Source organism: Achromobacter sp. SIMBA_011 (assembly GCF_046535435.1).
Classification (GTDB): Bacteria; Pseudomonadota; Gammaproteobacteria; order Burkholderiales; family Burkholderiaceae_B; genus Achromobacter; species Achromobacter dolens.
The window spans coordinates 84,420-107,090 of record NZ_JAWRWN010000008.1; the positions used below are offsets into that span (position 1 = coordinate 84,420).

The 22,671-nt window shown below is 67.8% G+C and carries 20 protein-coding genes and 1 tRNA gene; 10 read left to right on the forward strand and 11 right to left on the reverse strand.

Translation table 11 applies throughout. The features are described from left to right. Window positions 1–133 precede the first annotated feature (133 nt). Window positions 134–2,206 (forward strand): AsmA family protein, encoded by a 2,073-nt coding sequence (locus SB816_RS23410; RefSeq protein ID WP_410547608.1) that lies wholly within the window; start codon window positions 134–136, stop codon window positions 2,204–2,206. 6 nt (window positions 2,207–2,212) lie between these two features. Here the strand turns inward: SB816_RS23410 and SB816_RS23415 are convergent, their stop codons facing one another. Both SB816_RS23415 and SB816_RS23420 read right to left on the reverse strand, forming a co-directional pair. Then, window positions 2,213–3,808 (reverse strand): sensor domain-containing diguanylate cyclase, encoded by a 1,596-nt coding sequence (locus SB816_RS23415; RefSeq protein WP_054501877.1) that lies wholly within the window; start codon window positions 3,806–3,808, stop codon window positions 2,213–2,215. A gap of 14 nt (window positions 3,809–3,822) precedes the next feature. Further along, on the reverse strand, window positions 3,823–4,449 hold the full coding sequence (locus SB816_RS23420; protein WP_395757798.1) for a TetR/AcrR family transcriptional regulator: 627 nt from the start codon (window positions 4,447–4,449) through the stop codon (window positions 3,823–3,825). Between the two features lie 115 nt (window positions 4,450–4,564). Between SB816_RS23420 and SB816_RS23425 the strand changes: the two genes are divergently transcribed. Together SB816_RS23425 and SB816_RS23430 are read left to right on the forward strand one after the other, a co-directional pair. Beyond that, on the forward strand, window positions 4,565–5,311 hold the full coding sequence (locus SB816_RS23425) for a 3-oxoacyl-ACP reductase family protein (RefSeq protein WP_372415647.1): 747 nt from the start codon (window positions 4,565–4,567) through the stop codon (window positions 5,309–5,311). A 207-nt stretch (window positions 5,312–5,518) separates the two neighbouring features. Continuing rightward, a tRNA-Lys gene (locus tag SB816_RS23430) sits at window positions 5,519–5,594 on the forward strand. Window positions 5,595–5,749: 155 nt separating this feature from the next. Here SB816_RS23430 and SB816_RS23435 read toward each other — a convergent pair. Continuing rightward, the gene (locus SB816_RS23435) at window positions 5,750–6,373 is read right to left on the reverse strand and encodes an FMN-dependent NADH-azoreductase (protein WP_054501874.1); all 624 of its coding nucleotides are present in this window, start codon (window positions 6,371–6,373) and stop codon (window positions 5,750–5,752) included. A 317-nt stretch (window positions 6,374–6,690) separates the two neighbouring features. Here SB816_RS23435 and SB816_RS23440 point away from each other — a divergent pair, with 317 nt between their 5' ends. The 3 genes from SB816_RS23440 (at window position 6,691) to SB816_RS23450 (ending at window position 8,565) form a co-directional block, all read left to right on the forward strand. Beyond that, on the forward strand, window positions 6,691–7,359 hold the full coding sequence (locus SB816_RS23440; RefSeq protein ID WP_054501873.1) for an HAD family hydrolase: 669 nt from the start codon (window positions 6,691–6,693) through the stop codon (window positions 7,357–7,359). A gap of 113 nt (window positions 7,360–7,472) precedes the next feature. Next, window positions 7,473–8,120 carry an OmpA family protein gene (locus tag SB816_RS23445; RefSeq protein ID WP_054501872.1) on the forward strand — a complete coding sequence of 216 codons (648 nt, stop codon included), beginning with the start codon at window positions 7,473–7,475 and terminating at the stop codon, window positions 8,118–8,120. Between the two features lie 118 nt (window positions 8,121–8,238). After that, the gene (locus tag SB816_RS23450) at window positions 8,239–8,565 is read left to right on the forward strand and encodes a 4a-hydroxytetrahydrobiopterin dehydratase (protein ID WP_054501979.1); all 327 of its coding nucleotides are present in this window, start codon (window positions 8,239–8,241) and stop codon (window positions 8,563–8,565) included. Between the two features lie 5 nt (window positions 8,566–8,570). Here the strand turns inward: SB816_RS23450 and SB816_RS23455 are convergent, their stop codons facing one another. The 6 genes from SB816_RS23455 to SB816_RS23480 form a co-directional block, all read right to left on the reverse strand. After that, window positions 8,571–9,026 carry a MarR family winged helix-turn-helix transcriptional regulator gene (locus SB816_RS23455; protein WP_054501871.1) on the reverse strand — a complete coding sequence of 152 codons (456 nt, stop codon included), beginning with the start codon at window positions 9,024–9,026 and terminating at the stop codon, window positions 8,571–8,573. Beyond that, the gene (locus SB816_RS23460) at window positions 9,023–9,244 is read right to left on the reverse strand and encodes a hypothetical protein (RefSeq protein ID WP_064526492.1); all 222 of its coding nucleotides are present in this window, start codon (window positions 9,242–9,244) and stop codon (window positions 9,023–9,025) included. The genes SB816_RS23455 and SB816_RS23460 overlap by 4 nt, the downstream gene beginning before the upstream one ends. Beyond that, window positions 9,241–10,875 carry an FAD-dependent monooxygenase gene (locus tag SB816_RS23465; protein ID WP_410547609.1) on the reverse strand — a complete coding sequence of 545 codons (1,635 nt, stop codon included), beginning with the start codon at window positions 10,873–10,875 and terminating at the stop codon, window positions 9,241–9,243. Before SB816_RS23465 ends, SB816_RS23460 begins: the two co-directional genes overlap by 4 nt. Before the next feature lie 123 nt (window positions 10,876–10,998). After that, entirely contained in the window at window positions 10,999–11,697 is a 699-nt protein-coding gene (locus SB816_RS23470; protein ID WP_054501868.1) for a DUF6776 family protein, read from the reverse strand. 156 nt (window positions 11,698–11,853) lie between these two features. Further along, window positions 11,854–12,540, reverse strand: coding sequence for an N-acetylmuramate alpha-1-phosphate uridylyltransferase MurU (murU, locus tag SB816_RS23475; RefSeq protein WP_116792242.1), 687 nt, complete (start codon window positions 12,538–12,540; stop codon window positions 11,854–11,856). After that, window positions 12,540–13,580, reverse strand: a complete 1,041-nt coding sequence (locus SB816_RS23480; protein WP_175142033.1) for an aminoglycoside phosphotransferase family protein — start codon at window positions 13,578–13,580, stop codon at window positions 12,540–12,542. The genes murU and SB816_RS23480 overlap by 1 nt, the downstream gene beginning before the upstream one ends. Window positions 13,581–13,748: 168 nt before the next feature. Between SB816_RS23480 and SB816_RS23485 the strand changes: the two genes are divergently transcribed. Genes SB816_RS23485 through rsmA form a run of 3 tightly spaced genes read left to right on the forward strand, consistent with a single transcriptional unit; the run spans window position 13,749 to window position 18,520 of the window. Next, the gene (locus SB816_RS23485) at window positions 13,749–16,142 is read left to right on the forward strand and encodes an LPS-assembly protein LptD (protein ID WP_144657151.1); all 2,394 of its coding nucleotides are present in this window, start codon (window positions 13,749–13,751) and stop codon (window positions 16,140–16,142) included. Continuing rightward, on the forward strand, window positions 16,139–17,710 hold the full coding sequence (locus SB816_RS23490; RefSeq protein WP_054501864.1) for a peptidylprolyl isomerase: 1,572 nt from the start codon (window positions 16,139–16,141) through the stop codon (window positions 17,708–17,710). Before SB816_RS23485 ends, SB816_RS23490 begins: the two co-directional genes overlap by 4 nt. 18 nt (window positions 17,711–17,728) lie before the next feature. After that, window positions 17,729–18,520 (forward strand): 16S rRNA (adenine(1518)-N(6)/adenine(1519)-N(6))-dimethyltransferase RsmA, encoded by a 792-nt coding sequence (rsmA, locus tag SB816_RS23495; RefSeq protein ID WP_054501863.1) that lies wholly within the window; start codon window positions 17,729–17,731, stop codon window positions 18,518–18,520. Window positions 18,521–18,592: 72 nt separating this feature from the next. On the opposite strand, the gene SB816_RS23500 is transcribed toward rsmA, so the two are convergent. Next, window positions 18,593–19,735: a glycerate kinase gene (locus SB816_RS23500; protein ID WP_116792255.1), complete on the reverse strand. Its 1,143-nt coding sequence runs from the start codon at window positions 19,733–19,735 to the stop codon at window positions 18,593–18,595. A gap of 106 nt (window positions 19,736–19,841) precedes the next feature. On the opposite strand from SB816_RS23500, the gene pyk reads away from it, so the two are divergent. After that, window positions 19,842–21,284 carry a pyruvate kinase gene (gene pyk, locus SB816_RS23505; RefSeq protein ID WP_410547610.1) on the forward strand — a complete coding sequence of 481 codons (1,443 nt, stop codon included), beginning with the start codon at window positions 19,842–19,844 and terminating at the stop codon, window positions 21,282–21,284. A gap of 76 nt (window positions 21,285–21,360) precedes the next feature. Here the strand turns inward: pyk and SB816_RS23510 are convergent, their stop codons facing one another. After that, window positions 21,361–22,590 (reverse strand): nucleoside recognition domain-containing protein, encoded by a 1,230-nt coding sequence (locus tag SB816_RS23510; protein ID WP_063583964.1) that lies wholly within the window; start codon window positions 22,588–22,590, stop codon window positions 21,361–21,363. Window positions 22,591–22,671: the final 81 nt, after the last annotated feature.

Below are 22,671 nucleotides of genomic sequence, written 5' to 3' on the forward strand. Positions count from 1 at the left end.
GCTCTATGACACGGAAAAATCCGTACACATTATGGGGCCCGCAAGCTTAACCCGCCGCGCGCGGCGCGCTACCCTTTAGGGTAAATAGGGCCGGTGCATCGGCGCTCCGGCGGCAACGGCAAGGATAATAACGATGACGCGCAAAACAAAAATAGCGGTCGGGATTGTGGGCAGCCTCGTCGTCCTGGTGGCGGTGCTGGTCGTGCTGGTCGCCACCTTCGACTGGAACCGCGCCCGGCCGATGATCAACGAACGCGTCAGCGCGGCCATCGGACGGCCGTTCGCCATCAATGGCGACCTGACCGTGACATGGTCGCGCGAATCGGACGAGAGCGGGTGGCGCGCATGGGTGCCATGGCCGCACATCGTGGCCAACGACATCAGCGTCGCCAATACCGAATGGGCCAGGGTGCCGGAGTTCGCCACCCTCAAGCGCGGTGAGTTCAGCCTGTCGCCGCTGCCGCTGCTGGCCCACCGGGTCGTGATCCGGCGCATCCAGTTGACCGAGCCCGCCGCCGACCTCGAGCGCCTGGCCGACGGTCGCGCGAACTGGGTCTTCACCCTGCCCGAGACCGGCGAGCCTTCGCCGTGGGTGCTGGACATCAATGAAATCGGCTTCGACAAAGGCAGCGTCGGCCTGTCCGATGCGATCCTGCAGGCGGACCTGACCGTGCTGGTCGATCCGCTGGGCAAGCCCGTGCCGTTCGCCGACGTGGCCGGCGCGGCCTTCGTGCCCGAAGACGCCGCCGCCGCGGCGCCGCGCGACTATGTCTTCGGCTGGAAGGTCGACGGTAAATTCAAGAACCTTCCCACCAAGGGCGAAGGCAAGGTCGGCGGCATGCTGGCGTTGCAGGATCCCAAGCAACCGTTCCCGGTGCAGGCCGACGTGTCGATCGGCGGCACCAAGGTGGCCATCACCGGCACCCTGACCGACCCGGCCAACCTGGGCGCGCTGGACCTGCGTCTGAAGCTGTCGGGCGGCTCGATGGCGCAACTGTATCCGCTGACCGGCGTGACGCTGCCCGACACCCCGCCGTATTCCACCGATGGCCACCTGGTGGCCAGGCTGCGCCACGCCGGCGGCGCGGTGTTCGAATACCGTGATTTCAATGGCCGCGTCGGCAACAGCGACCTGCATGGCGACGTGACGTTCTCGCTGGCGGCCCCGCGTCCGAAACTGACCGGCAAGCTGTCGTCCAAGCAGTTGCGCATGGCCGACCTGGGGCCGCTGATCGGCGTGCAGTCCGGTAAGCCCGCCCCGGCCCAGGACAAAGCCAAGGACGCCCCCGCCAAGCCGCCCAACGGCAAGGTGCTGCCGACCCAGGCGTTCCGCACCGACCGTTGGCGCGACATGGACGCCGATGTGGCGCTGGAGGCCGGCCGCATCGTGCACGATGCCAAGCTGCCGTTGACGGACCTGACGGTGCACTTGATCCTGCAGGACGGCCAGCTCACGCTCGATCCGCTGCGCTTCGGCATGGCCGGCGGCAACATGGCGGCGACCGTGCGGCTGGACGGATCCAAGGCGCCGCTGACGGGGCGAGTCGAGATGCACGCGCGGAGATTGCGGCTCAAGCAACTGTTCCCGTCGGCGGAGTCGATGCAGAGCGCGCTGGGCGAATTGAACGGCGACCTGGCGCTGTCGGGCACGGGCAATTCCGTGGCCGCGTTGCTCGGCTCGGCCAGCGGCGATGTGAAGATGCTGGTCAACGATGGCGTCATCAGCCGCAGCCTGATGGAGATTGCCGGCCTGAACGTCGGCAACTACGTCGTCTCGAAGCTGTTCGGCGACGACGAGGTCAAGATCAACTGCGGCGCGGCCGACCTGGAGATGAAGAGCGGCGTGATGACGCCGCGCGTGTTCGTGTTCGACACCGAGAACGCGCTGATCAACATCACCGGCACCACCGACTTCAAGAACGAGAAGCTCGACCTGGACATCACGCCCGACAGTAAGGGCTTCCGCATTTTCTCGCTGCGTTCGCCGCTGTATGTGCGCGGCACCTTCGGCAAGCCGGACGTGGGCGTGCACGTGGGGCCGCTGGCGGCGCGCGGCGCGGGCATGGTGGCGCTGGGCGTGATCCTGACGCCGGCGGCGGGTCTGCTGGCGCTGATCGCGCCCAGCACCTCCGACGACAACTCCTGCGGCACGCTGCTCAAGCAGATGCGCACCCCGCCCAAGGCGCCGGCGCCCAAGGGCAAGTAGGCGGCGTCAGCGCGGCAACGCCATGCGGGCGCCGTCGCGCGCCTGGTTGTCGGCGACGCAGACCGCGTTGCGGCCGTGGTTCTTGGCGTAGTAGAGGGCGCGGTCGGCGCGCTGGATCACCTCGTCCAGCGTGGCGCCGTGCTCCGGGTAGCAGGCCACGCCGGCCGACAGCGTGATCGGCGCGGGCAGGCCGGTTTCGGTGCCGAGCGCCTCCAGCTTCTGGCGCAGTCGCTCGGCCGTGGCCACCGCGGCCGCCAGCGGCGCACCCGGCATCAGCATCACGAACTCCTCGCCGCCGCTGCGCGCGACCGTGTCGCCGCTGCGCGACCCCTCGATCAGCAACGCCGCCAGCACCTGCAGCGCGCGGTCGCCGGCGGCATGGCCGTACAGATCGTTGACGTTCTTGAAGTGATCGATGTCCAGCGCCACGATGGCCAGCGGCGTCTCGGCGGCCTGCAGCAGCGCCATGGCTTCGTTCAGGCCGCGGCGGTTCAGCAGCGACGTCAGGGTGTCTGTGGTGGAGGCGCGGCGCAGGTCGCGGATCTTGTGCTGGATCGAGTTCAATCCCATCAGCAGCGCGCGCTTGAGCTGCGAGGCTTCGAAATACCACGAACGCACTTTGCGGATGCGCTCGGCCGAGTCGGGGTCCTGCATGTGCTTGGCGATGCTGGCCAGTTCCCCGAGCGGGCGGGCGATCCAGCGCGACAGCAGCCAGATCAGCAGGATCGAGATCAGCAGCAGCGGCAGGGTGTTGCGCGCGGTCGCCATCAGCAGGTCGTTCAGGGGCAGCAGGGTGCTGGCCACCGGCCGCTGCGCGACGATGGTCCAGCCGGTGCTGGGCACCGGCGCGAAGCCGGCCAGGATCTCGGTGCCCGTCGCGTCGGTGAAGCGCGCTTCGCCGGTTTCCCCGCGCAGCGCCGCGGCCAAGGCGGTCTTGTTCGCGGACATGCTGCCCAGGCGGCTGCGGTCGGGGTGATAGATCAGGGTGCCGTCACGCGCCAGCACATACAGCAGCGAGTCGTCGCGGTTGAAATGCTGGCCGAGCAGGCGATCCAGCACGTTGTCTTCGTGCAGGTAGAGCGTGCCGGCGATATAGCCGAGATAGCGGTAGTCGCGCGAGAAGATCGGATGGGTGTACAGGATCAGCCAGCGGCCGGTGCTGGCGCGGAAGGGTTCGCTGATGAACGGCCGGCGCGTGCTCAGGGCGGTCCGGGCGGCGTCGCTGGTCATCTGCTGGCCCATCAGTTGCGGGTAGGAGGTCGACACCGCCAGCACTTTGCCCTGCGCCGACACCACGAAACTGGAATTGAAATGGCCCAGTTGCTCTTCCTGGCGCCGCGTCTCCGACGACATCAGTTCCGGGTGGGTCTCCATGTCGGCCAGCATGTCGGCGCTGTAGGCCAGGTGACGCCGCAGGTCAGCAAGGAAATATTCCGTGGTGGCGGCGAGCTTGGCGGCATAGACACGGTTGCTTTCGAGCGCGTTGTGCAACAGCAGGTCGCGTTGCACCAGGTAGCTGGCATGCAGACCCGCGGCCAGCACCAGGAAGATCGACAGCAGGCTGATCCATAGGATGAGACGCCGGAGGTCGAGGCGGAGCATGGAAGGTAGGACCGTCAGGCGTGGGCGCGGCCTGGGGGCGGGCCGGCGAGCGCATCCCAGGCGCACATCGCCTGGCGCGCGACCGCTTGCAAGGTCTTGCGGCTGGCGCCGTCGCGCGCCTGGATCGACATTCCGTGCAGGATGGTGGTGTAGAACGCGGCCAAGCCTTTCAGGTCGGTGCCGGCGGGCAATTCGCCGGCGGCGGCGCCGGCGGTCAGGCGGGCCAGGATGCGGCCTTGCATTTCGCGCCGATTGTCGCCCAGGAACACGCCCACGCCGGCGTCGGTGTCGGCGCCGGCCGGCGCGCCCAGCACGATCAGGCAGCCCGGCGGAGCGCCGGGGGTGGTGAAGCGTTCGGCAGCCGCCAGCAGCATGCCGCAGATGCCCGCGCGGGCGGTGGGGGCGTCGGTCAGCGCGCGGCGCGATGCGGCGCCGTCGGTGTCGCGGTAAAGCTGCACCGCTTCGCGAAATAGTCCCTCTTTTGAGCCGAATGCGCCATAGAGACTGGGCGAGTTGATGCCCATCGCGGCCGTCAGATCGGTTAGCGATGCTCCTTCATATCCCTTCGACCAGAAGACTTCCATGGCCTTGCGCAAGGCCTGGGCCCGGTCGAAGTTCCTGGGACGCCCACGTTCTGCCATGACCCGGATTTTACTCGCGAGAGTTATTTTGTGTTGATTGATAAAAAAATCGTTGACGGCCGCTTGGCGGCAGTCGATGATATTTGTACTGAACACTACAAATTATGGTGAACCCATGCACAACCTGATCGGAAAAGTGGCTTTCGTGAGCGGCGGCAGCCGTGGCATCGGCGCGGCAATCGTGCGCCGCCTGGCGTCGGAAGGCGCGGACGTGGCTTTTACCTACGTCAGCGCCTCGTCGCGCGACACGGCGCAGGCGCTGGCGCGCGAACTCGAGGCGGATGGACGACGCGCGCGAGCCATCCAGGCCGACTCGGCCGATCCGGCGCAAGTGCGGCGGGCGGTGGAGCAGGCCATCGGCGAACTGGGCCCGGTGGATGTGCTGGTGAACAACGCCGGCATCTTCCTGGCCGGTCCGCTGGACGAGGTCACGCTGGAGGACTATGACCGCACGATGAACATCAACGTGCGCGCGCCGTTTGTCGCGATCCAGGCGGCGCAGGCCTCGATGCCGGACGGCGGCCGCATCATCAACATCGGCAGTTGCCTGGCCGAACGCTCGGGCCGCGCCGGCGTGACACTGTACTCGGCCAGCAAGTCGGCGCTGCTGGGCATGACGCGCGGCCTGGCGCGAGACCTGGGCGCGCGCGGCATCACCGCCAACGTGGTGCATCCGGGTCCGATCGACACCGATATGAATCCGGCCGATGGCGAGCGTGCGGGCGACCTGGTGGCGGTGTTGTCGTTGCCGCACTACGGCGAAGTGCGCGACATCGCCGGCATGGTGGCGTTCCTGGCCGGTCCCGACGGGCGCTACGTGACGGGCGCGAGCCTGGCGGTGGACGGCGGGTACGCAGCCTGATCCGGCGCTCCCTGCGCGGCATGAGGCCAGGGCGAGGGCGCCCGCGTCGAAGGGCCCGCGTCTTTTTTTGGGGTCTATCTGCAATGGACTTGCACAATTAAAAAAAGGTCCCTATAATCTCGCTTCTTCGCTGGTCAAACACAACAAACGCAGCGGCGACAACGCGAAAGCGGCGTTTACCGAGTAGTGGTTGTGATTGAACATGCAGGGCTGTTAGCTCAGTTGGTAGAGCAGCGGACTCTTAATCCGTAGGTCGAGTGTTCGAGCCACTCACAGCCCACCAAAATTTCGAAGGCCGTCGACGTTAATCGTCGACGGCCTTTTTCACGTCGACGGCCTTTTTCATTTTCCGCGCGTCGGTGACTTTCCAGGCCTGTGGGCGCCCGCGGGCTTGCCCCCCCCCATGATTCGGGGCCGGCCGCTGCCGCTGGCGTCGCGCTAGAAATCCTGCGCGATCGCGCTCGCGCTGATCCTGGCCTGCGCGATGGTGTCCGTGGCCAGGGCGTCCCAGGTGTGTTCGACCATCAGGCGCCGCACTTCCTTGACGCCGATGAACTTCAGCCAGAAGTCGAGGTAGTCGGCCTGGTGCGCGAAGCCGGGGCTGGCGGGATAGGCGATGGGGTCGTGGCCCTGGCCGCGGACGTGGATGACCAGGGCGCGCGGGATGCTCAGCATCGGGCCGTATGCCCGCCCGTCGAAGCTGAACAGCATGCCGCGCTGGCTGACCAGGTCGATCAGTTGCTTGAGCTTGTACGGATAGTCGAAATTCCACATCGGCACGCCAAGCACGATCCGGTCGGCCTGCTGAAAGCGCCGGGCGAGTTCGGTGATGCGGGCCCAGATCGTGGCCTCGGCATCGTCCAGCGGGGCTTTGGCGACGCCCTTGTACTTGGCGCCGATCGCCCGGCTGTCGAAGTCGGGCAGGTCTTCTTCCCACACGTTCAGGGTGTCGACCTCGAGTTCGGGGTGAGCCTGGCGACAGGCGGCCAGGAACGACTGGGCGATGGCGATCGACGCCGAGCGGGCGCCACGGGGGGAAGATTCGATGTTCAAGAGACGCATGCTGCAAAGTCCGGATGGGGCGAGCGTCGTAAGTTTGGTTGCCAGTCGGCCCGCCAGGGGAAATACGATTGCAAATGCAATCGTTAGGCGGGCAATTGTATCGTTGCCCGATGGAATTGCAAACGCCATCGCGGGACGGCCTGTGGGGCGGCCCGTGGGGCGGTGTCACGGCGCACCGCCGGGTCCGGGCGCCGCGAAGTACGCCATCGGCGGGCAGACAGGATTAAGCCTAGACTGAATGGTGATTGCATCCTGGCTAAATCACCGCGAGCGATGTCCTCTCTATAGTGAGGGCATCGAATCCAAGGAGTGCCCCCATGCCTGTAATTGCCCCGTCCGCCGCCTATCCCCGCGCGGTGCTGTTCGATCTGTTGACCGCGCTGCTGGATTCCTGGACGGTGTGGAATGCCGCGGCCGGCGCCGAGGCGCGCGGCCGCGCCTGGCGCGCAGAGTATCTGCGCCTGACGTATGGCTGTGGCGCCTACCAGCCCTATGAGCAATTGGTCGAGACCGCCGCCGCGGCGGTGGGGCTGCCGGCCAGCGCGCCGGCGGCGCTGGAGGCGGAGTGGGACCGGCTGCCGGTCTGGGACGGCGCGCGCGAGCTGCTGCGGGCGCTGCGTCCGCACTGCCGATTGGGCGTGGTCACCAACTGTTCGCGACGCTTGGGACATCGCGCGGCGGGTCTGCTCGGAGTGGACTGGGACGTGGTGGTGACCTCGGAAGAAGCGGGCTTTTACAAGCCGGATCCCCGGCCCTACGAACTGGCGCTGGCGCGGCTGGAGGTGCCGGCCACGCAGGCGGCGTTCGTGGCCGGCTCAGGCTACGACCTGTTCGGCACCAGCAAGGTGGGGCTGCGCACCTATTGGCACAACCGCGTGGGCCTGGCCTTGCCTGAAGGCGCGCCGGCGCCCGAGGCGCAGTCGCCGCGACTGGATGACGCGTTGCCGTGGCTGGCCGGGTTCGGCGCGGGCGCGGCGGTGCGCTAGCCGGGGGCGGTACAAACTGTTGCGCGCTCGCGATTCCCGCAGCGGGCGGGACAGGCCTTAACATGGTCCCTGCCGGCATCCGCCGGCGCACCGACAGGATCGTGGAGGTTGTCATGCAATCAAGAACAATGCTCAAGCGTATCGCTGTAGTCGCGGCAATGGGTGTGCTGGTGGCGGGGTGTGCCACGCAACAGCAGACCAACACCGCGGTGGGGACCGGGGCGGGCGCGGCCGTGGGGGCCGGCATCGGCGCCCTGATCGGCCATGGCACCGGCGCGGCGGTCGGGGCCGGCATCGGCGCCGTGGCCGGCGGCCTGATCGGCTACAACTGGAAGGTGGTGAAGGAAGACGTGCAGAAGTCCGGCGCGACCTCGCTGGGCATCGACGTGGTCGAAATGCCGGATGGCAGCCTGAAGGTCAACATCCCGAGCAACGTGTCGTTCGATACCGACAAGACCGACCTCAAGCCGGCGTTGCTGCCGGTGCTGGACAGCGTGGCGCGCTCGCTCAACCAGCATCCCGAATTGCGCGCCAAGGTGGTGGGCCATACGGACAGCACGGGCGCGCTGGCGCACAACCAGACCTTGTCCGTGAACCGGGCGCGCAGCGTCACGGAATATCTGTCGCGGCAGGGCGTGGCGGCGACGCGGCTGACGATCGAAGGGCGCGGGCCCAACGACCCGATCGGCGACAACGCCACCGCCGACGGCCGGGCGCTGAACCGCCGGGTCGAGATCTACCTGTACGCAGTCAAGCAGTAGTAGCATGCGGGCGCCGCGCCCATCATGCGCCGACGGCATGCCGACGGCCGTGATGGCGCCGGGCCGTCGCCGACGCGAACGGCGCGGCGCTCTTCCCTGGCTTTTCCTGGAGTTCGCCATGAGCATGTTTCCCCCTGCCCGCATCGGCACCGATATCGCGATCGCGGCCCTGTCCGGTTGGCAGGCCGTCGCGATGCGCGACGCGATCGAAAAGCGCTTCCGTTTCGCCAATTTCAACGCCGCCTTCGGTTTCATGGCGCGAGTGGCGATGTTCGCCGAGAAGCTGAACCACCACCCCGAATGGACCAACGTCTACAACCGGGTCGACGTGATGCTGACCACGCACGATGCCGGCGGCGTGACCGAGCTGGACGTGCGCATGGCGCAGTTCATGGACGAGGCCGCCGCGCAGATGGGCGCGACCGCGCCGAAAGCGGCCGCTTAGACGGATCAGCCTTCGCGCGTGCCGGAGGGGTCGCGCTGATGCGCGATCAGGCGGTCGAGCATGTCGCCGAGCTGGCGCTGTTCGTCGGCGCTGAGGCAGCCGAAGATCTCCTGGTTGCGGCGCGCGATCAGATCGATGATGCGCCGGTAGTGGGTATCGCCCGCGGCCGTCAGCGACAGCACCACGCCGCGGCCGTCGGCCGCCGAGTCCTTTTTCCTGATCAGTCCGCGTTCGACCAGGGCCTGCGCCGAACGGCTCGCCTGGCCCTTGTTCAGGTTGGCGGCCAGCGCCAGGTCGTTGACCGAGAGCGGCGCGTAGCGGCCGATCGCGGCCAGGCAGCGCGCCTCGCCCAGCGGGATGCCGCAGTCTTCCAGATAAGCACGATTCGTGTCGCGGTCGGTGATCTTGTTGATCACGTGCAGGCGGTAGGTCAGGAATCGTTCGAGGGCGGGCGTGGTCACGTCGGGCGATCGGCGGTGGCGGCGGGATAGTGTGCCACAGGGGCGGCGCTGGCCGCCTCGGCCTGCGCCAGCAGGGCGGTTGCGGCCTCGGCGTCCGGCAGGCGCGCCAGCGCCGACAGGCCGAGGATCGACAGGAACAGCGGCGCCTGCGCGGGGCCGACGCGAGTCAGGGCCTGCGCCATCAGGGTGTACACCCGGTCCAGTTCATCATTGCTCATGCTTGTGGCTCCCGGGGCGAGGGGGCGATCATCGGATAGTAGGGGGCCAGCGCGGCGCGCAGGACGCGCTCGTCCGCCGTGGCCCAGCGGCCGAGCACATAGCCGTCCGGCCGCAGCAGCCAGACCGTGCCGGGCTGCGCGCCGAAGCGCTCGCGCAGGTGGCGGTGCGGGTCGCGCCAGGCGTCAGGCGCCGGTCCGTCGACGACGATGGCCTGCAACGGACTGGCGCTGTGCCGGGTGATGGCCGCGAGCGTGCGCAGGGTCTGGGCGGCGCGGGCGTCCGCGGCGCAGGCCAGCAGCACGAAACCCTGGCCGAAACAGGCGCTGAGGTAGCGCGGCGACGCGTCGGCGTCGGCCAGCAGCAGGTCGGGCGCGGGCTGGCCGGGGGCCGCGGCGAGTGGCTGGCCTTGCGCGCCGTCAGGCAGGTTCAGCGGCGAGCCGTCATACGAGATGGGGGCGGATTGACGCGGATTGATCAGCGGCCGGGCGCGTTCGTCGGTCAGGGCCAGCCGCAGAGCGGCCTCACGCATCAGGCGGAAGCCGAAATCCGGCGGCGCCATGAACTCGGTGCTCTTGGCGCCGTAGGCCAGATTCTGGCGGGTGGCGTGGACGCGCTCGCCGCTGTAGCTGTCGAGCAGGTCCTCGCAAGCCTGGCCGCGCAGCACCCAGGCCAGCTTCCAGGCAAGATTGCCGGCATCGTCCAGGCCGGAGTTCAGGCCGCGCACGCCGAAGATCGGCACCAGGTGGGCGGCGTCGCCGGCGAACAGCACGCGGCCGTGACGGTAGCGTTCCAGCGTCAGGCATTTGGCGTTGTAGAGCGAGATCCAGAGCGGCTTCCATGGCGCGGTCTCGCCGATCATGTCCAGATGGCTCTGCACCCGCGGCAGCACGTTCTCTGGCTTGACCGCCTCGGCGGCATCCTCGTCGTCGCGGATCTGGTAGTCGACGCGCCAGACGTTGCCGGGCTGGCGGTGCATCAACAGGGTGGAGCCGGGATTGGACGGCGGATCGAACCAGGCCAGTCGTTCGACGGGGCGGTCGGACGCCTGTTCGATATCGACAATGACGTAGCGGCCGTCGTACTGCATGCCCTCCAGCTTCAGGCCCAGCGCGTCGCGCACGCTGCTGCGACCGCCGTCGCAGGCCACCAGCCAGTTGGCGCGCACGGTGTGATGCTGGCCGTCGATCTCGGCCTCGACGTCGACGCCGTCCGGGCCCGGACGCACCGAGACGGCCCGGGCCGACCACTGCAGCACGGCCTGGCCGGGCTGGCGCAGCATGGCCAGGTGCGCGTATTCCTCGACGAAGTACTGCTGGATGTTGACCATCGGCGCGAAGCGCTGTGTCGGGTCGTGCGGCATTTCGAAGTGCAGCACTTCGCGGTCGCGGTAGTAGCTGCGGCCGCCGCTCCAGGGCAGGCCGGTGGCTGTCAGCGCCGCGTCGGCGCCAGCCCAGCCCAGGATTTCCTGCGAACGGCGCGAGATGCAGATGGCGCGGCTGCCACTGCAATAGCCGTCGTCGGCCTCGAGCGTGAGCGAGGCGATGCCGTAATGCGCCAGCAGCGCGGCCAGGGTGAGCCCGACCGGACCGCCACCGACGATCAGGACGGGCACGTGGGCTGGGAGTGCCATGCTGTCTCCAGGATATTAGTTGTTTGCGCAACTATATCGTCGGATTGGTTGTGTGCGCAACCATTCGGTCGCGGCAAAAAAAACCCGCCGGGGCGGGCGGGTCTTGTCGGCGCGCGACAGCGCTCAGTTGCGCACGTAGTAGATGCGCATGGCCTGTTGCTTCTGGCTGCCGTCCATGACGCGCAGCACCACGACCTTGGGAGTGAAGCCGTCGGGCAGCTTCAACTGGCCCAGCGCGTAGTCGTAGCGGTCGACGTTGAGCGTGGGGCCTTCCGGCGTGATGGTGGCGGCGCGGCCGTTGGGGTAGCTGCCGTCGATGGAGAAGGTGAGCGTCCCCTTGAATGGCGCGCCATTGCGCTCTTCGCGCATCACCAGCACCTGGTAGTCGAGCTGGCCGGGCTGGCGCTTGAAAGTGGCCGAGCGGATGCCCAGGTTGCCGCCGCGGGGGTCGGGCGGCATGGCGTCCTGGAACAGCACCAGTTCCTTGTTCAGCGTTTCCAGCCTGGCGCGGGCGTCGGCAAGGTCGGCGGTGAGTTTTTCATGGCCGGACTTGTTGGCGTCGCGTTGCTGCGTGGCCTCTTCAAGTTGGCTTTGCAGGCGCTGGTTCTCGAGCTTGGAGGCGCTCAGTTCGCTGTGCAGTTGTTCGGATTGCTCGACGGTCAGCCGCTGCGGGCCGTAGTTGGTCTGCAGGAAGAGCACGCCGCCCGCGCCCAGGGCAATGCCCACCAGCAGCAGGACCAGCCAGCGCGGCATGCGGCGCGTGCGTTGGCCCGGTTGGTAAACGGAGGGCTTGAATACGGCCCGTTGCGATCTTCCAAACATCCCCATTCCTAGAAAACGTCCTGTGTGTTGCCTGACCCTGCGCCGCGCGCACCAGTCAAAGCGTCAGAGAATACCCGGTTAAGCCGGGGCGATGGGCGCGCGGACAAGCCTCGTTGCGCACCTTGATATTGTGAAATATGTGGGCATTGGCCGGACTCACGGCGCGCCGCGGCGGAGTTCGGCGTCCAGGTCGGCCAGCCGCTGGGGGGTGCCGATGTCGGCCCATCGGCCGGCGTGGCGGGCGCCACGGACGCGGCCCTGTTCCATGGCTTGCCGGAGCAGGGGCGCGAGCCGCGCGGCCGTGCCGCGGGCAATCCCCGCGAATAGCATGGGATGGTAGACGCCGATGCCGGAAAAGGTCAAACGGGCCTCGCCGCCGTCCTCGACCCGGCCGTCGGCCGTGAGGGTGAAATCGCCGGCCGGGTGTTGCGGCGGATTGTCGGCCATCAGCAGCCAGGCGCCGGCGGGCGGGAGCGCGGTCGCCAGGGCCGGCGCGGCGGCGGGATCCCAGTCGCACCAGATGTCGCCGTTGATCACCAGGAACGGGTCCGGCCCCAGCAGCGGCAGGGCCTGGGCGATGCCGCCGGCGGTCTCCAGGGCGCTGGCCTCGGGCGAGTAGCGGATCCGCAGGCCGAAGGCCGCGCCGTCGCCCAGCGCGCGTTCGATCTCGTGGCCGAGCCAGGCGTGGTTGATGACCACGTCCTGGAAGCCGGCCGCGGCCAGCCGTTCGAGGTGCCAGGCGATCAGGGGCTTGCCGCCGACCGGCAGCAGCGGCTTGGGCAGGCGGTCGGTCAGCGGGCGCATGCGTTCGCCGCGGCCGGCGGCAAGGATCATGGCGCGCATCAGAAGGTGTATCCGACGCTGACCTGGCGGTCGTCGAGCTTGTCCAGCAGGCGCAGCAGGGGCGTGAAGACGCCGTAGCGCTGCGCCACCTGGCGAACGTAGCCGTTCACCCGCGGCATGTGGGCCAGGTAGTGGGCCTTGCCGTCGCGGTGGTTCAGGCGGGCGAAGACGCCCAGGATCCGCAGGTTGCGCTGCAGGCCCATCCATTCATAGGCGCGGTGGAATTCGGCGAAGTCGGCGTCGACCGGCAGGCCGGCGGCGCGCGCCATTTCCCAGTAGCGGATGGCCCAGTCGAGCTGCTGCGGTTCTTCCCAGGTGGTGCGGGCGTCGGTCACCAGCGACGCCAGGTCGTAGGTGATGGGGCCGGCCAGGGCGTCCTGGAAGTCGATGACGCCGGGATTGGGGCCGTATTGCGGCTGTTCGCAGAGCATCAGGTTGGGCGAGTGGTAATCGCGGTGCACCAGCACAGTGGGCTGGTTGCCGTTGCTGGCCGAGAGCAGGGCGAAGATTTTTTCCAGGGCCTGCGCGGTCTTGTCGTCGAGCGTGGCGCCATGGTGCTTCTGCACGTACCACTCGGGGAACAGCTTGAGTTCGTCGGCCAGCCGCCCGGTATCGTAACGGGCCAGGCCGGTGGTTTGGGCCTGCTGCAGGCGCACCAGCGCCGCCAGGGCGTCGCGGTACATCGATTGCAGGCGGGCGTCGTCCACGCCGTCCTGGATGCGCTGGTAATAGGTCTGCTCGCCCAGGTCGGACAGCAGCAGCAGGCCCTGGTCGAGGTCCTGCGCGATCACGTCGGGCACGTTCAGGCCGGCGTCGCGCAGCAACTGGTCCACGTGCAGGAACGGGCGGCAGTCCTCATGCTGGGGCGGCGCGTCCATCACGATCAGGGTGCGGCCGGCGGCGTCCAGGCGGAAATAGCGGCGGAAACTGGCGTCGGCGGAGGCGGGGCGCAGGCTGTCCACCGCCAGTCCCAGGGCGGCGGGCAAGCCTTGCAGCCAGGCGCGGATCTGCTCCAGGCGGGGGTCATGATCGTTTTTCAAGGAAGATCCGTGTCAGAAGGGCAATATTGCGGAAAATTGGGTTGCGCGCACATAAGGCTGGGCGTCTGGCGCGGCTTCTCTATAATACCGGCTCGTTTCCGTTAGCATGGGCCCCTGCCGGGCGCCATCGCCTGGTTCCCCCATCGTCAAAAAGGGCTGTTTTCACTCGTGCGCAAGGTTCGGTGGTTGATCCTATCTGCTATCAGCGTCGCCGGGGCCGTTCAGGCCCAGGGCAGCCAAGGCTCGGCTCCCGCGTCGACGTCGATCACGGCGGCTCCTGAGCTGCGCACTTCCCCCGGGCTGCGGGTGCACCGCCTGCCGGACGGGAACATCCCGGCCTATATGGAAGCGGACACCATCGAGGGTGATCCGGATTCCGACCTGACCCTGACCGGCGCGGCCCAGGTCCGCCGCATCGACGGCGTCATCAAGGGCGATCGGATCAACTACCGCAAGGATACCGGCGAGGTGGACGTGCAGGGCAACGCGCGCATGATGCGCGACGGCACCCTGGTGACGGGGCCCAACGCCAAGTTCAACGTCGACAAGTACTCCGGCGAAGTCGAGAAACCGAATTTCTGGCTGGGCGCCACCGGCGGCTTCGCCGTGGCGGAACACGCCGACATCTTCAGCAAGTCGCAGATGCGGCTGCATACGGTCACCTACAGCGGCTGCTCGTGCGAGACGCCGTCGTGGTACATCAAGGCCAATACGGTCGACATCGACTTCGATGAAAACGAAGGCGTGGCCCGCAATGGCGTGCTGTATTTCAAGGACGTGCCGATCCTGGCGTCGCCCTACATGACCTTCCCGGTCAAGAAGGAACGCAAGTCGGGTTTCCTGATGCCGACTTATGGCACCACCAGCAAGGGCGGTTTCGACTTTTCTCTGCCGTACTACCTGAACATCGCGCCGAACTATGACGCGACGATCCAGCCGCGCTACTTTTCCAAGCGCGGGTTGCAGTTGGGCGGAGAATTTCGTTATCTCGGCGCTACCTATTCCGGCCTGGCCTACGGTGCCTATCTGCCCGATGATCATGTCACCGGCAATGACCGCTGGATGTACTGGTGGCGGCACCAGCAATTGCTTGGCAATGGTTTTTACGCGGACTGGGATGTGGCCAAAGTCTCGGATAACGACTACTTCCGTGACATTTCCCAATTGGGTCTGAACCAGGCGTCGACCACCTACCTGCCGCAACGCGCCCGTGTCGGATGGGCTTCGACCTATTGGAGCGCCTACGCGCAGGTCTACAAGTATCAGACGTTGCAGGATCCGAATGCGCTGCTGGTCCCGCCCTACGACAAGGAGCCGGAGCTGTACCTGCGTGGTGCCCGGTACGATTGGGGTGGTTTCGACGTCGACTGGACTTCGACGGCCGTACGCTTCAGTCAGCCGCTGTTGCTCGACAGACGCAATGGCCCCAATGGCGACCGTCTCCAGACCTACCCGACCGTGTCCTATCCTATCGTCCGCCCGGGCTGGTTCGTGGTGCCCAAGGTCGGCGTCAATTACACGCAATACCAGACGAGCTGGTATAACGGCGACTGGCTGCGCCTGAATTCTGGCACCGCCAACGAAGGCACCTCGTTTGGCTACCCGCGCTCGCAGTCGCGCACGGTGCCCATCATGTCGCTGGACGCCGGCCTGATCTTCGAGCGCGACACCACGTTGTTCGGCAAGGATTCGATCCAGACCCTGGAGCCGCGCTTGTACTACCTGCGCGTGCCGTACCGTGACCAATCCAAGATTCCGGTCTACGACACGTCGCTGTCCGACTTCAGCTTCTCGCAGGCCTTCGAGGAGAATATCTATACCGGTGGCTGGGATCGCATTTCCAACGCCAATCAGTTGACCGCCGCGCTGACCACGCGCTGGCTCGACGCCTCCACCGGTTTCGAACGCGCGTCGCTGGCCGTGGCGCAGCGACTGTATTTCGCCGACCAGCAAGTGACGTTGCCCGGCGAGACGCCGCGCGAGAACGTGCGCTCCGACTTCCTGGTGGGCGCCAGCGCCGCTTTGACCGATACGTTCTCGACCGACGTGGCGGCGCAGTACAACCCCTATGACAACCGCTGGTCGCGCGCATTGCTCAGCGGCCGTTGGTCGCCGCAGCGCCTGACGACGGTGGCCTTGGCCTATCGCTACCAGCGTGATCCGCAGCCCGGCGTGGCTTATCAGCCGCAAGGGCAGAACCAGATCAGCCTGGCAGTGCAATGGCCGTTCACCAAGCGCTGGTACGGCGTGGGCCGCGTTGACTATTCGCTGCGCAACGGTCCGTCCAGCACGGTCAGCGGTACCAACGACTCCCCGCGTATCACGCAGGCCATCGCCGGCCTCGAATACAAGGGCGATTGCTGCTGGGTTGGCCGGATGGTGTTCCAACGCTACGCCGTGTCCGCCACCGACGCCAACACGGCGCTGTTTTTCCAGTTGGAGTTGACCGGACTGGGTTCCCTGGGAACCGATCCGATGAACCTGCTGAACAGAAGTATCCCCGGTTACTCGCGCATCACCCCGCCTGCGCCCACCGGGACCACATTTGAAAGGTATGAATGATGCGTAGGTTGCACTCTTTGCGTCGCTTCTCCGGCAACGCGCTGTTGCTGGCCGTTTGCGCCGCTTTCTCCGCCGCGCACGCGGCCGAGCCGAACGCCAAGGGCGCCAAGAATGCGCCGACCACGCAGAAAAGCGCGCCGCCCGCCGGGGAGCAGTTCGTCGACGGCATCGCCGCCGTGGTCGACAAGGACGTGATCACCCTGCGCGAATTGCGCGATGCGTCGCTGCGCATTGCCGGCGAACTGAAGGCCCGCGGCATCCAGGTGCCCGACGACAAGACCCTGCAGCACCAGGTATTGCAGCGCCTTATCATGGAACGGGTGCAGCGCCACGAGGCCGACCGTCTCGGCATCCGCGTCGATGATGCCCAGGTCGACCAGGCCATCAAGACCATTGCCGACCGCAACAAGATCAGCCCGGCCCAGTTGCGCCAGGAAATCGAGAAGTCCGGCACCTCCTGGGACAGTTATCGCAAGTCCCTGAAGGACGAGATCCGCTCCGATCGCCTGCGCCAGCGCGCGGTCGACTCCACCATCGTCATTTCCGATGCCGAGGTCGATGCGTTCCTGAGGGACCAGCGCCGCAATCCGGCGTTCGGCGCCGCGCCCCCGTCGGCGCAGCAGGCCCAGCCGCAACCGGCGCCGGAAGCCGCGCCCGAGCAGGCCGCCGCGCCGGCCGGTCCGATGCTCTACGCCGTGGCGCAGATCCTGGTGCGCGTGCCGGAAGGCTCGTCGCCCGATCAGGTCGCCGCGTTGCGCAAGAAGGCCGAGGACCTGCTGGCCCGCGCCAAGCGCGGCGATGACTTCGCCAGCCTGGCGGCCGCCAATTCGGACGGCCCCGAAGCCCTGCAAGGCGGCGTGATGGGCGTGCGTCCGCTGGACGGCTGGCCCGACCTGTTCGCCAAGGCCCTCGGCAATCTGCAGAAGGGCCAGGTGTCGACGCTGCTCCAGAGCGGCAACGGCTTCCACATCCTCAAGGTGATGGACCGCGGCACCGCGCAACCGGCGCCCAGCCGCACCGCCCGCGCCCCCGCTCCCGCGCCGGCACCGCAGCCGCGTCCGCAACCCCAGGCCCAGGCGCCGCAAGGTCCGGTCGAGGTGATGCAGACGCATGCGCGCCACATCCTGATCAAGACCTCGACCGTCATGAGCGACGAGCAGGCCCGCCAGCGCCTTGAACAGGTGCGCCAGCGCCTGGTGGCGGGCGATGCCAAGTTCTCGGACATGGCGCGTCAATACTCACAGGACGCGACCGCGCCGCAGGGCGGCGACCTCGGCTGGCTCAATCCGGGCGAGACCGTGCCGACCTTCGAGGCAGCGATGAATGCGCTGAAGCCGGGCGAGATCAGCCAACCGATCCAGACGCCGTTCGGCTGGCACCTGATCCAGGTCGAAGAGCGCCGCCAGCACGACGCCACCGACGACCTGGCCCGCATGCGCGCCCGCCAGACGCTGTTCGAGCGCCGTGCCCAACCCGCTTTCGAAGATTGGCTGGATCAGTTGCGCGCCCAGGCGTACATCGACAACCGGCTGGAAAAGCAGGACCGTATCAACCAGAACAACCGCTGATCGCAGCCCGGGTTTTTCATGTCTCAACACCAGGCGCGCAAGCGCTTTGGCCAGAACTTCCTGACCGACGAGAGCGTGGTCGAGTCGATCGTGCGCGCGGTCAGTCCCGCTCGCACCGACACCGTGGTCGAGATCGGGCCGGGCCTGTCGGCGCTGACGCGGCCGCTGCTCGAGCGGCTCGATCACCTGACCGCGGTCGAGATCGACCGTGACCTGGCGGCGCGCCTGCGCAAGCAGTTCGAGGAAGGTCGCCTGACCGTGGTCGAGGCCGACGCGCTGACGGTGGATTTCTCGCAGTTCGGCGCGGGGCTGCGGGTGGTGGGCAACCTGCCCTACAACATCTCCAGTCCGCTGCTGTTTCATCTGATGACCTGGGCCGACCATGTCCGCGACCAGCATTTCATGCTGCAGCGGGAAGTGATCGACCGCATGGTCGCGCAGCCCGGCAGCGGCGATTTCAGCCGCCTGTCGGTGATGCTGCAGTCGCGCTATCGCATGCACAAGCTGTTCGACGTGCCGCCCGAGGCCTTCGATCCGCCGCCCAAGGTGGTGTCGGCCATCGTGCGCATGGTGCCGTTGCCGGCCGAGCGCCTGCGCCCGGTCAGCGCGCGCGCCTTCGAGACCGTGGTGGCCCGCGCCTTCTCGCAGCGCCGCAAGATGTTGCGCCGGGTGCTGGCCGACTGGGCGCCGCAGGTGCCTTGGGAAGCGCTGGACATCGCGCCCACCGCGCGCGCCGAGGATATCTCGGTGGATCGCTACATCCGCCTGTCGGATGCGCTGGTCGAGGCCGGCGTGCTGCAGGGCGGTTGATGCCGTACCGCCGCCAGGCAAGCAAAAGCCCGCGTACAGCGGGCTTTTTTTCGTGATGACGCGCGGTGGCCGCTACAGCATGCGCTTCTGCGCCGCCATCCACAATTGCATCACGTCACGGGCGCGGTCATGCAGCAGGCGTTCGGCATCGGCCAGGGCTTGCTGCAAAGTGATGGGGCCGGGCGCCAGGCTGAAGGCGGCGCTGATGCCGCCGGCGTGCAGCGCTTCGTAGCCTTCACCGAGGGAGCCGGCCAGCGCCACCACCGGCACGCCGGCCTGGTGTGCAATGCGGGCCACGCCCGCCGGCGTCTTGCCGCGCAGGGTCTGCGCGTCCATGCGGCCTTCGCCAGTGAAGGCGAGCGTAGCGCCTTCCATGGCCTGCGCCAGGCCGCCGAGTTCGGCGACGATCTCGACGCCGGGCCGGAAGTGCGCGTTCAGGAACGTCTTGGCGGCGAAGCCGAGGCCGCCCGCGGCGCCCGCGCCGGCATCGTGGCGGCGGTCGCTGCCCAACTGGCGCGCGCAGATGTCGGCGAAGTGGCCGAGCATGGCGTCCAGCGTCTGCACCTGTTCGGGCGTGGCGCCTTTCTGCGGACCGAAGACGTGCGAGGCGCCCTGCGGGCCGCACAAGGGATTGTCGACGTCGGAGGCGATGACGATGCTTGTCTTCGCCAGCCGCGGATCGAGGCCGCGCATGTCGATGCTGGCCAGTTGACCCAGCGCGCCGCCGCCCGGCGGCAGGCTGCGGCCGTCCTGATCGAGCAGGCGCAGGCCCAGCGCGGTCAGCATGCCGGCGCCGCCGTCGTTGGTGGCGGAGCCGCCCAGGCCCAGGATGATGCGTTCGGCGCCGGCATCCAGCGCCGCCAGGATCAATTCGCCCACGCCATGGCTGCTGGCGCGCATCGGATCGCGCTTGGACGGCGCGATCAGTTCGAGGCCGGCGGCCGCGGCCATCTCGATGATGGCGGTGCCGTCCTCGAGCAGGCCCCATACGGCGTCGACCTTGTGACCCAGGGCATCGTTGACCGTGCGCTCGCGCGCCTGGCCGCCTGCCGCCGCCAGCACCGCCTCGACCGTGCCCTCGCCGCCGTCCGCCATCGGAATGCAGACCGTCTGCGCGCCGGGACAGGCGGCCTTGACGCCGCGCGCGATGGCCGCGGCCGCGTCGGGGGCGGAGACGCTTTCCTTGAAGGAGTCGGGTGCGATGACGATTTTCACGAGGTCGGCCACGGTGCGTTGAGGGTCGGGATGTCGATCATGATACCCGCGTGTCCGCCGCCGTCGTACCATAGCGCTTTCGTTGTTCATGTGAGAGTGGATCGCCATGCCTGTATTGCGCCGCACCAAAATTGTCGCCACCCTGGGCCCCTCGACGTCGACGCCGGAACGCATCGACGCCATGATCAAGGCCGGCCTGGACGTGGCGCGGCTGAACTTCTCGCACGGCAGCGCCGACGACCACCGCGAGCGCGCCCGCCTGGTGCGCGAGAGCGCCGCGCGGCAGGGCCGCTTCGTCGCCATCATGGGCGACCTGCAGGGCCCCAAGATCCGCATCGCGCGTTTCACCGACAAGCTGGTGCAGTTGCAGGTGGGCCAGCCGTTCACGCTGTCTCGGGTGCATCCGAAGGACGCCGGCACGGCCAGCATCGTCGGCATCGACTATCCCGAGCTGGTGACGGACTGCCGCGTCGGCGACGAGCTGCTGCTCGATGACGGCCGCGTGGTGCTGGTGGTCGACCGCGTCGAGGGCGACGAAGTCCGCACCACCGTCACGGTGGGCGGCCCGCTGTCCAACAACAAGGGCATCAACCGGCGCGGCGGCGGCCTGTCGGCGCCGAGCCTGACCGACAAGGACCGCGTCGATATCAAGCTGGCGGCCGAGATGCAGCTCGACTACGTGGCGGTGTCGTTCCCGCGCTATGGCAGCGACATCGACGAGGCGCGCGAACTGCTGCGCGCCGCCGGCAGCGAAGCCTGGATCATCGCGAAGATCGAGCGCGCCGAAGCGGTGGCCGACGACGAGGCGCTGGACGCGCTGATCCGCGCCAGCGACGGCGTGATGGTGGCGCGCGGCGACCTGGGCGTGGAAGTGGGCGACGCCGAACTGGTCGGCATCCAGAAGCGCATCATCCAGCATGCCCGCACCCTGAACAAGGTGGTGATCACCGCGACCCAGATGATGGAGTCGATGATCTCCAGCCCGATGCCCACGCGCGCCGAAGTCTCGGACGTGGCCAACGCGGTGCTGGACTACACCGATGCGGTGATGCTGTCGGCCGAAAGCGCCTCGGGTTCGTATCCGGTCGAGACGGTGCAAGCCATGGCGCGCGTCTGCCTGGGCGCGGAAAAGCATCCCACCAGCACGCAGTCGCATCACCGCCTGGGCGAGACCTTCACGCGCTGCGACGAAACCATCGCGCTGGCGGCCATGTACGCGGCCAACCATTTCCCGGGCGTCAAGGCCATCATCGCGCTGACCGAAAGCGGCCACACGCCGCTGATCATGTCGCGCATCCGCTCGGGCGTGCCGATCTACTGCTACAGCCCGCACAGCATCACGCAGAACCGCGTGACCATGTTCCGCGGCGTCTACACCATCCCGTTCGCGCCGTCGGACTACGAGCCGGCGGATCTGAGCAACGCCGCCATCGACGAGCTGAAGAAGCGCAATCTGGTGAAAGCGGGTGACTGGGTGATCCTGACCAAGGGCGACTTCTACCGCGACAGCGGCGGCACCAACGGCATGAAGATCCTGCTGGTGGATTGAGCGGTCTCGCGGCCCGCGGCGCCTGTAGGCAGGCCCGGCGCGCCGTCGCGGCAGCGTGGCTGGCGGCCGGCGCCGTTCAGCCGAAGAACCAGTAGCACACGCCGATGGCCGCCAGCACGCCGGCCAGATCGGCGACCAGCGCGCAACCCACCGCATGGCGCGCGCGCAGGATGCCGACCGAACCGAAATACACCGCCAGCACGTAGAAGGTGGTTTCGGTACTGCCTTGCACCACCGCCGCCAGCAGCGCGGGGAAGCTGTCCACGCCGAAGTGCGTCATGGTTTCGAGCATCATGGCGCGCGCCGCGCTGCCCGAGAACGGCTTGACCAGCGCGGTCGGCAGCGCGTCGACGAAGCGCGTGTCCCAGCCGGCATTGGCGGCCAGCCAGCGGATGCCGTCGAGCAGGAAGTCGAGCGCGCCCGAGGCCCGCAACACGCCGACCGCGCACAGCATCGCCACCAGGTAGGGCAGCAGGCTCTTGGCGATGTCGAAGCCTTCCTTGGCGCCTTCGATGAAGGCCTCGTAGACCGGCACCTTCTTGCACGCGCCGACGATGAGAAAGGCCAGCAGGATGCCGAACAGCGCCAGGTTGCCCATCAGCGACGACAGCGCGGCGATGGCGCTGGCCGACATGCTGGCCAGCAGCGCCATGAAGCCGCCCAGCAGCAGCGCCGCGCCGCCCAGCCACAGCATCACGACGGGATCGAGCAGCCGCAGGCGCTGGCACGCCGCCACCGCCAGGAAGCCGGCCAGCGTCGAGGCGCTGGTGGCCAGCAGGATGGGCAGGAACACCAGGGTCGGGTCGGCCGCGCCCTGCTGCGCGCGGAACATGAACAGCGTCACCGGCAGCAGCGTCAGCGACGAGGCGTTGAGCACCAGGAACAGGATCTGGGCGTTGCTGGCGGTGTCGGGCTTGGGATTGAGCGCTTGCAGTTCGCGCATCGCGCGCAAGCCGATGGGCGTGGCGGCATTGTCCAGGCCCAAGCCGTTGGCGGCGAAGTTGAGCGTGATCAAGCCGATCGCGGGGTGGTTGCGCGGCACCTCGGGCATCAGGCGCGCGAACAGCGGCCCCAGCAGCCGCGCCAGCCGTTCCACCAGCCCGGCGCTTTCGGCGATGCGCAGGAATCCCAGCCACAGCGTCAGCGTGCCGAACAGCAGCACCATCACCTCGACCGACACCCGCGCCATGTCGAACAGGCTGGCGACCATGGCGCGGAACACGTCCGGGTCGCCGATGGCCAGCCAGCGGTACAGCGCGGCCGCGGCGGCAGTCAGGAAGAAGCCCAGCCAGAGTTTGTTCAGCATGCGGTGTGTGCCCGGATAGCGAAGGGAATGCGCACCAGCGCGGGGAGGCCCATTGTCGCAGAGTCGGACCCATGGGGTTTG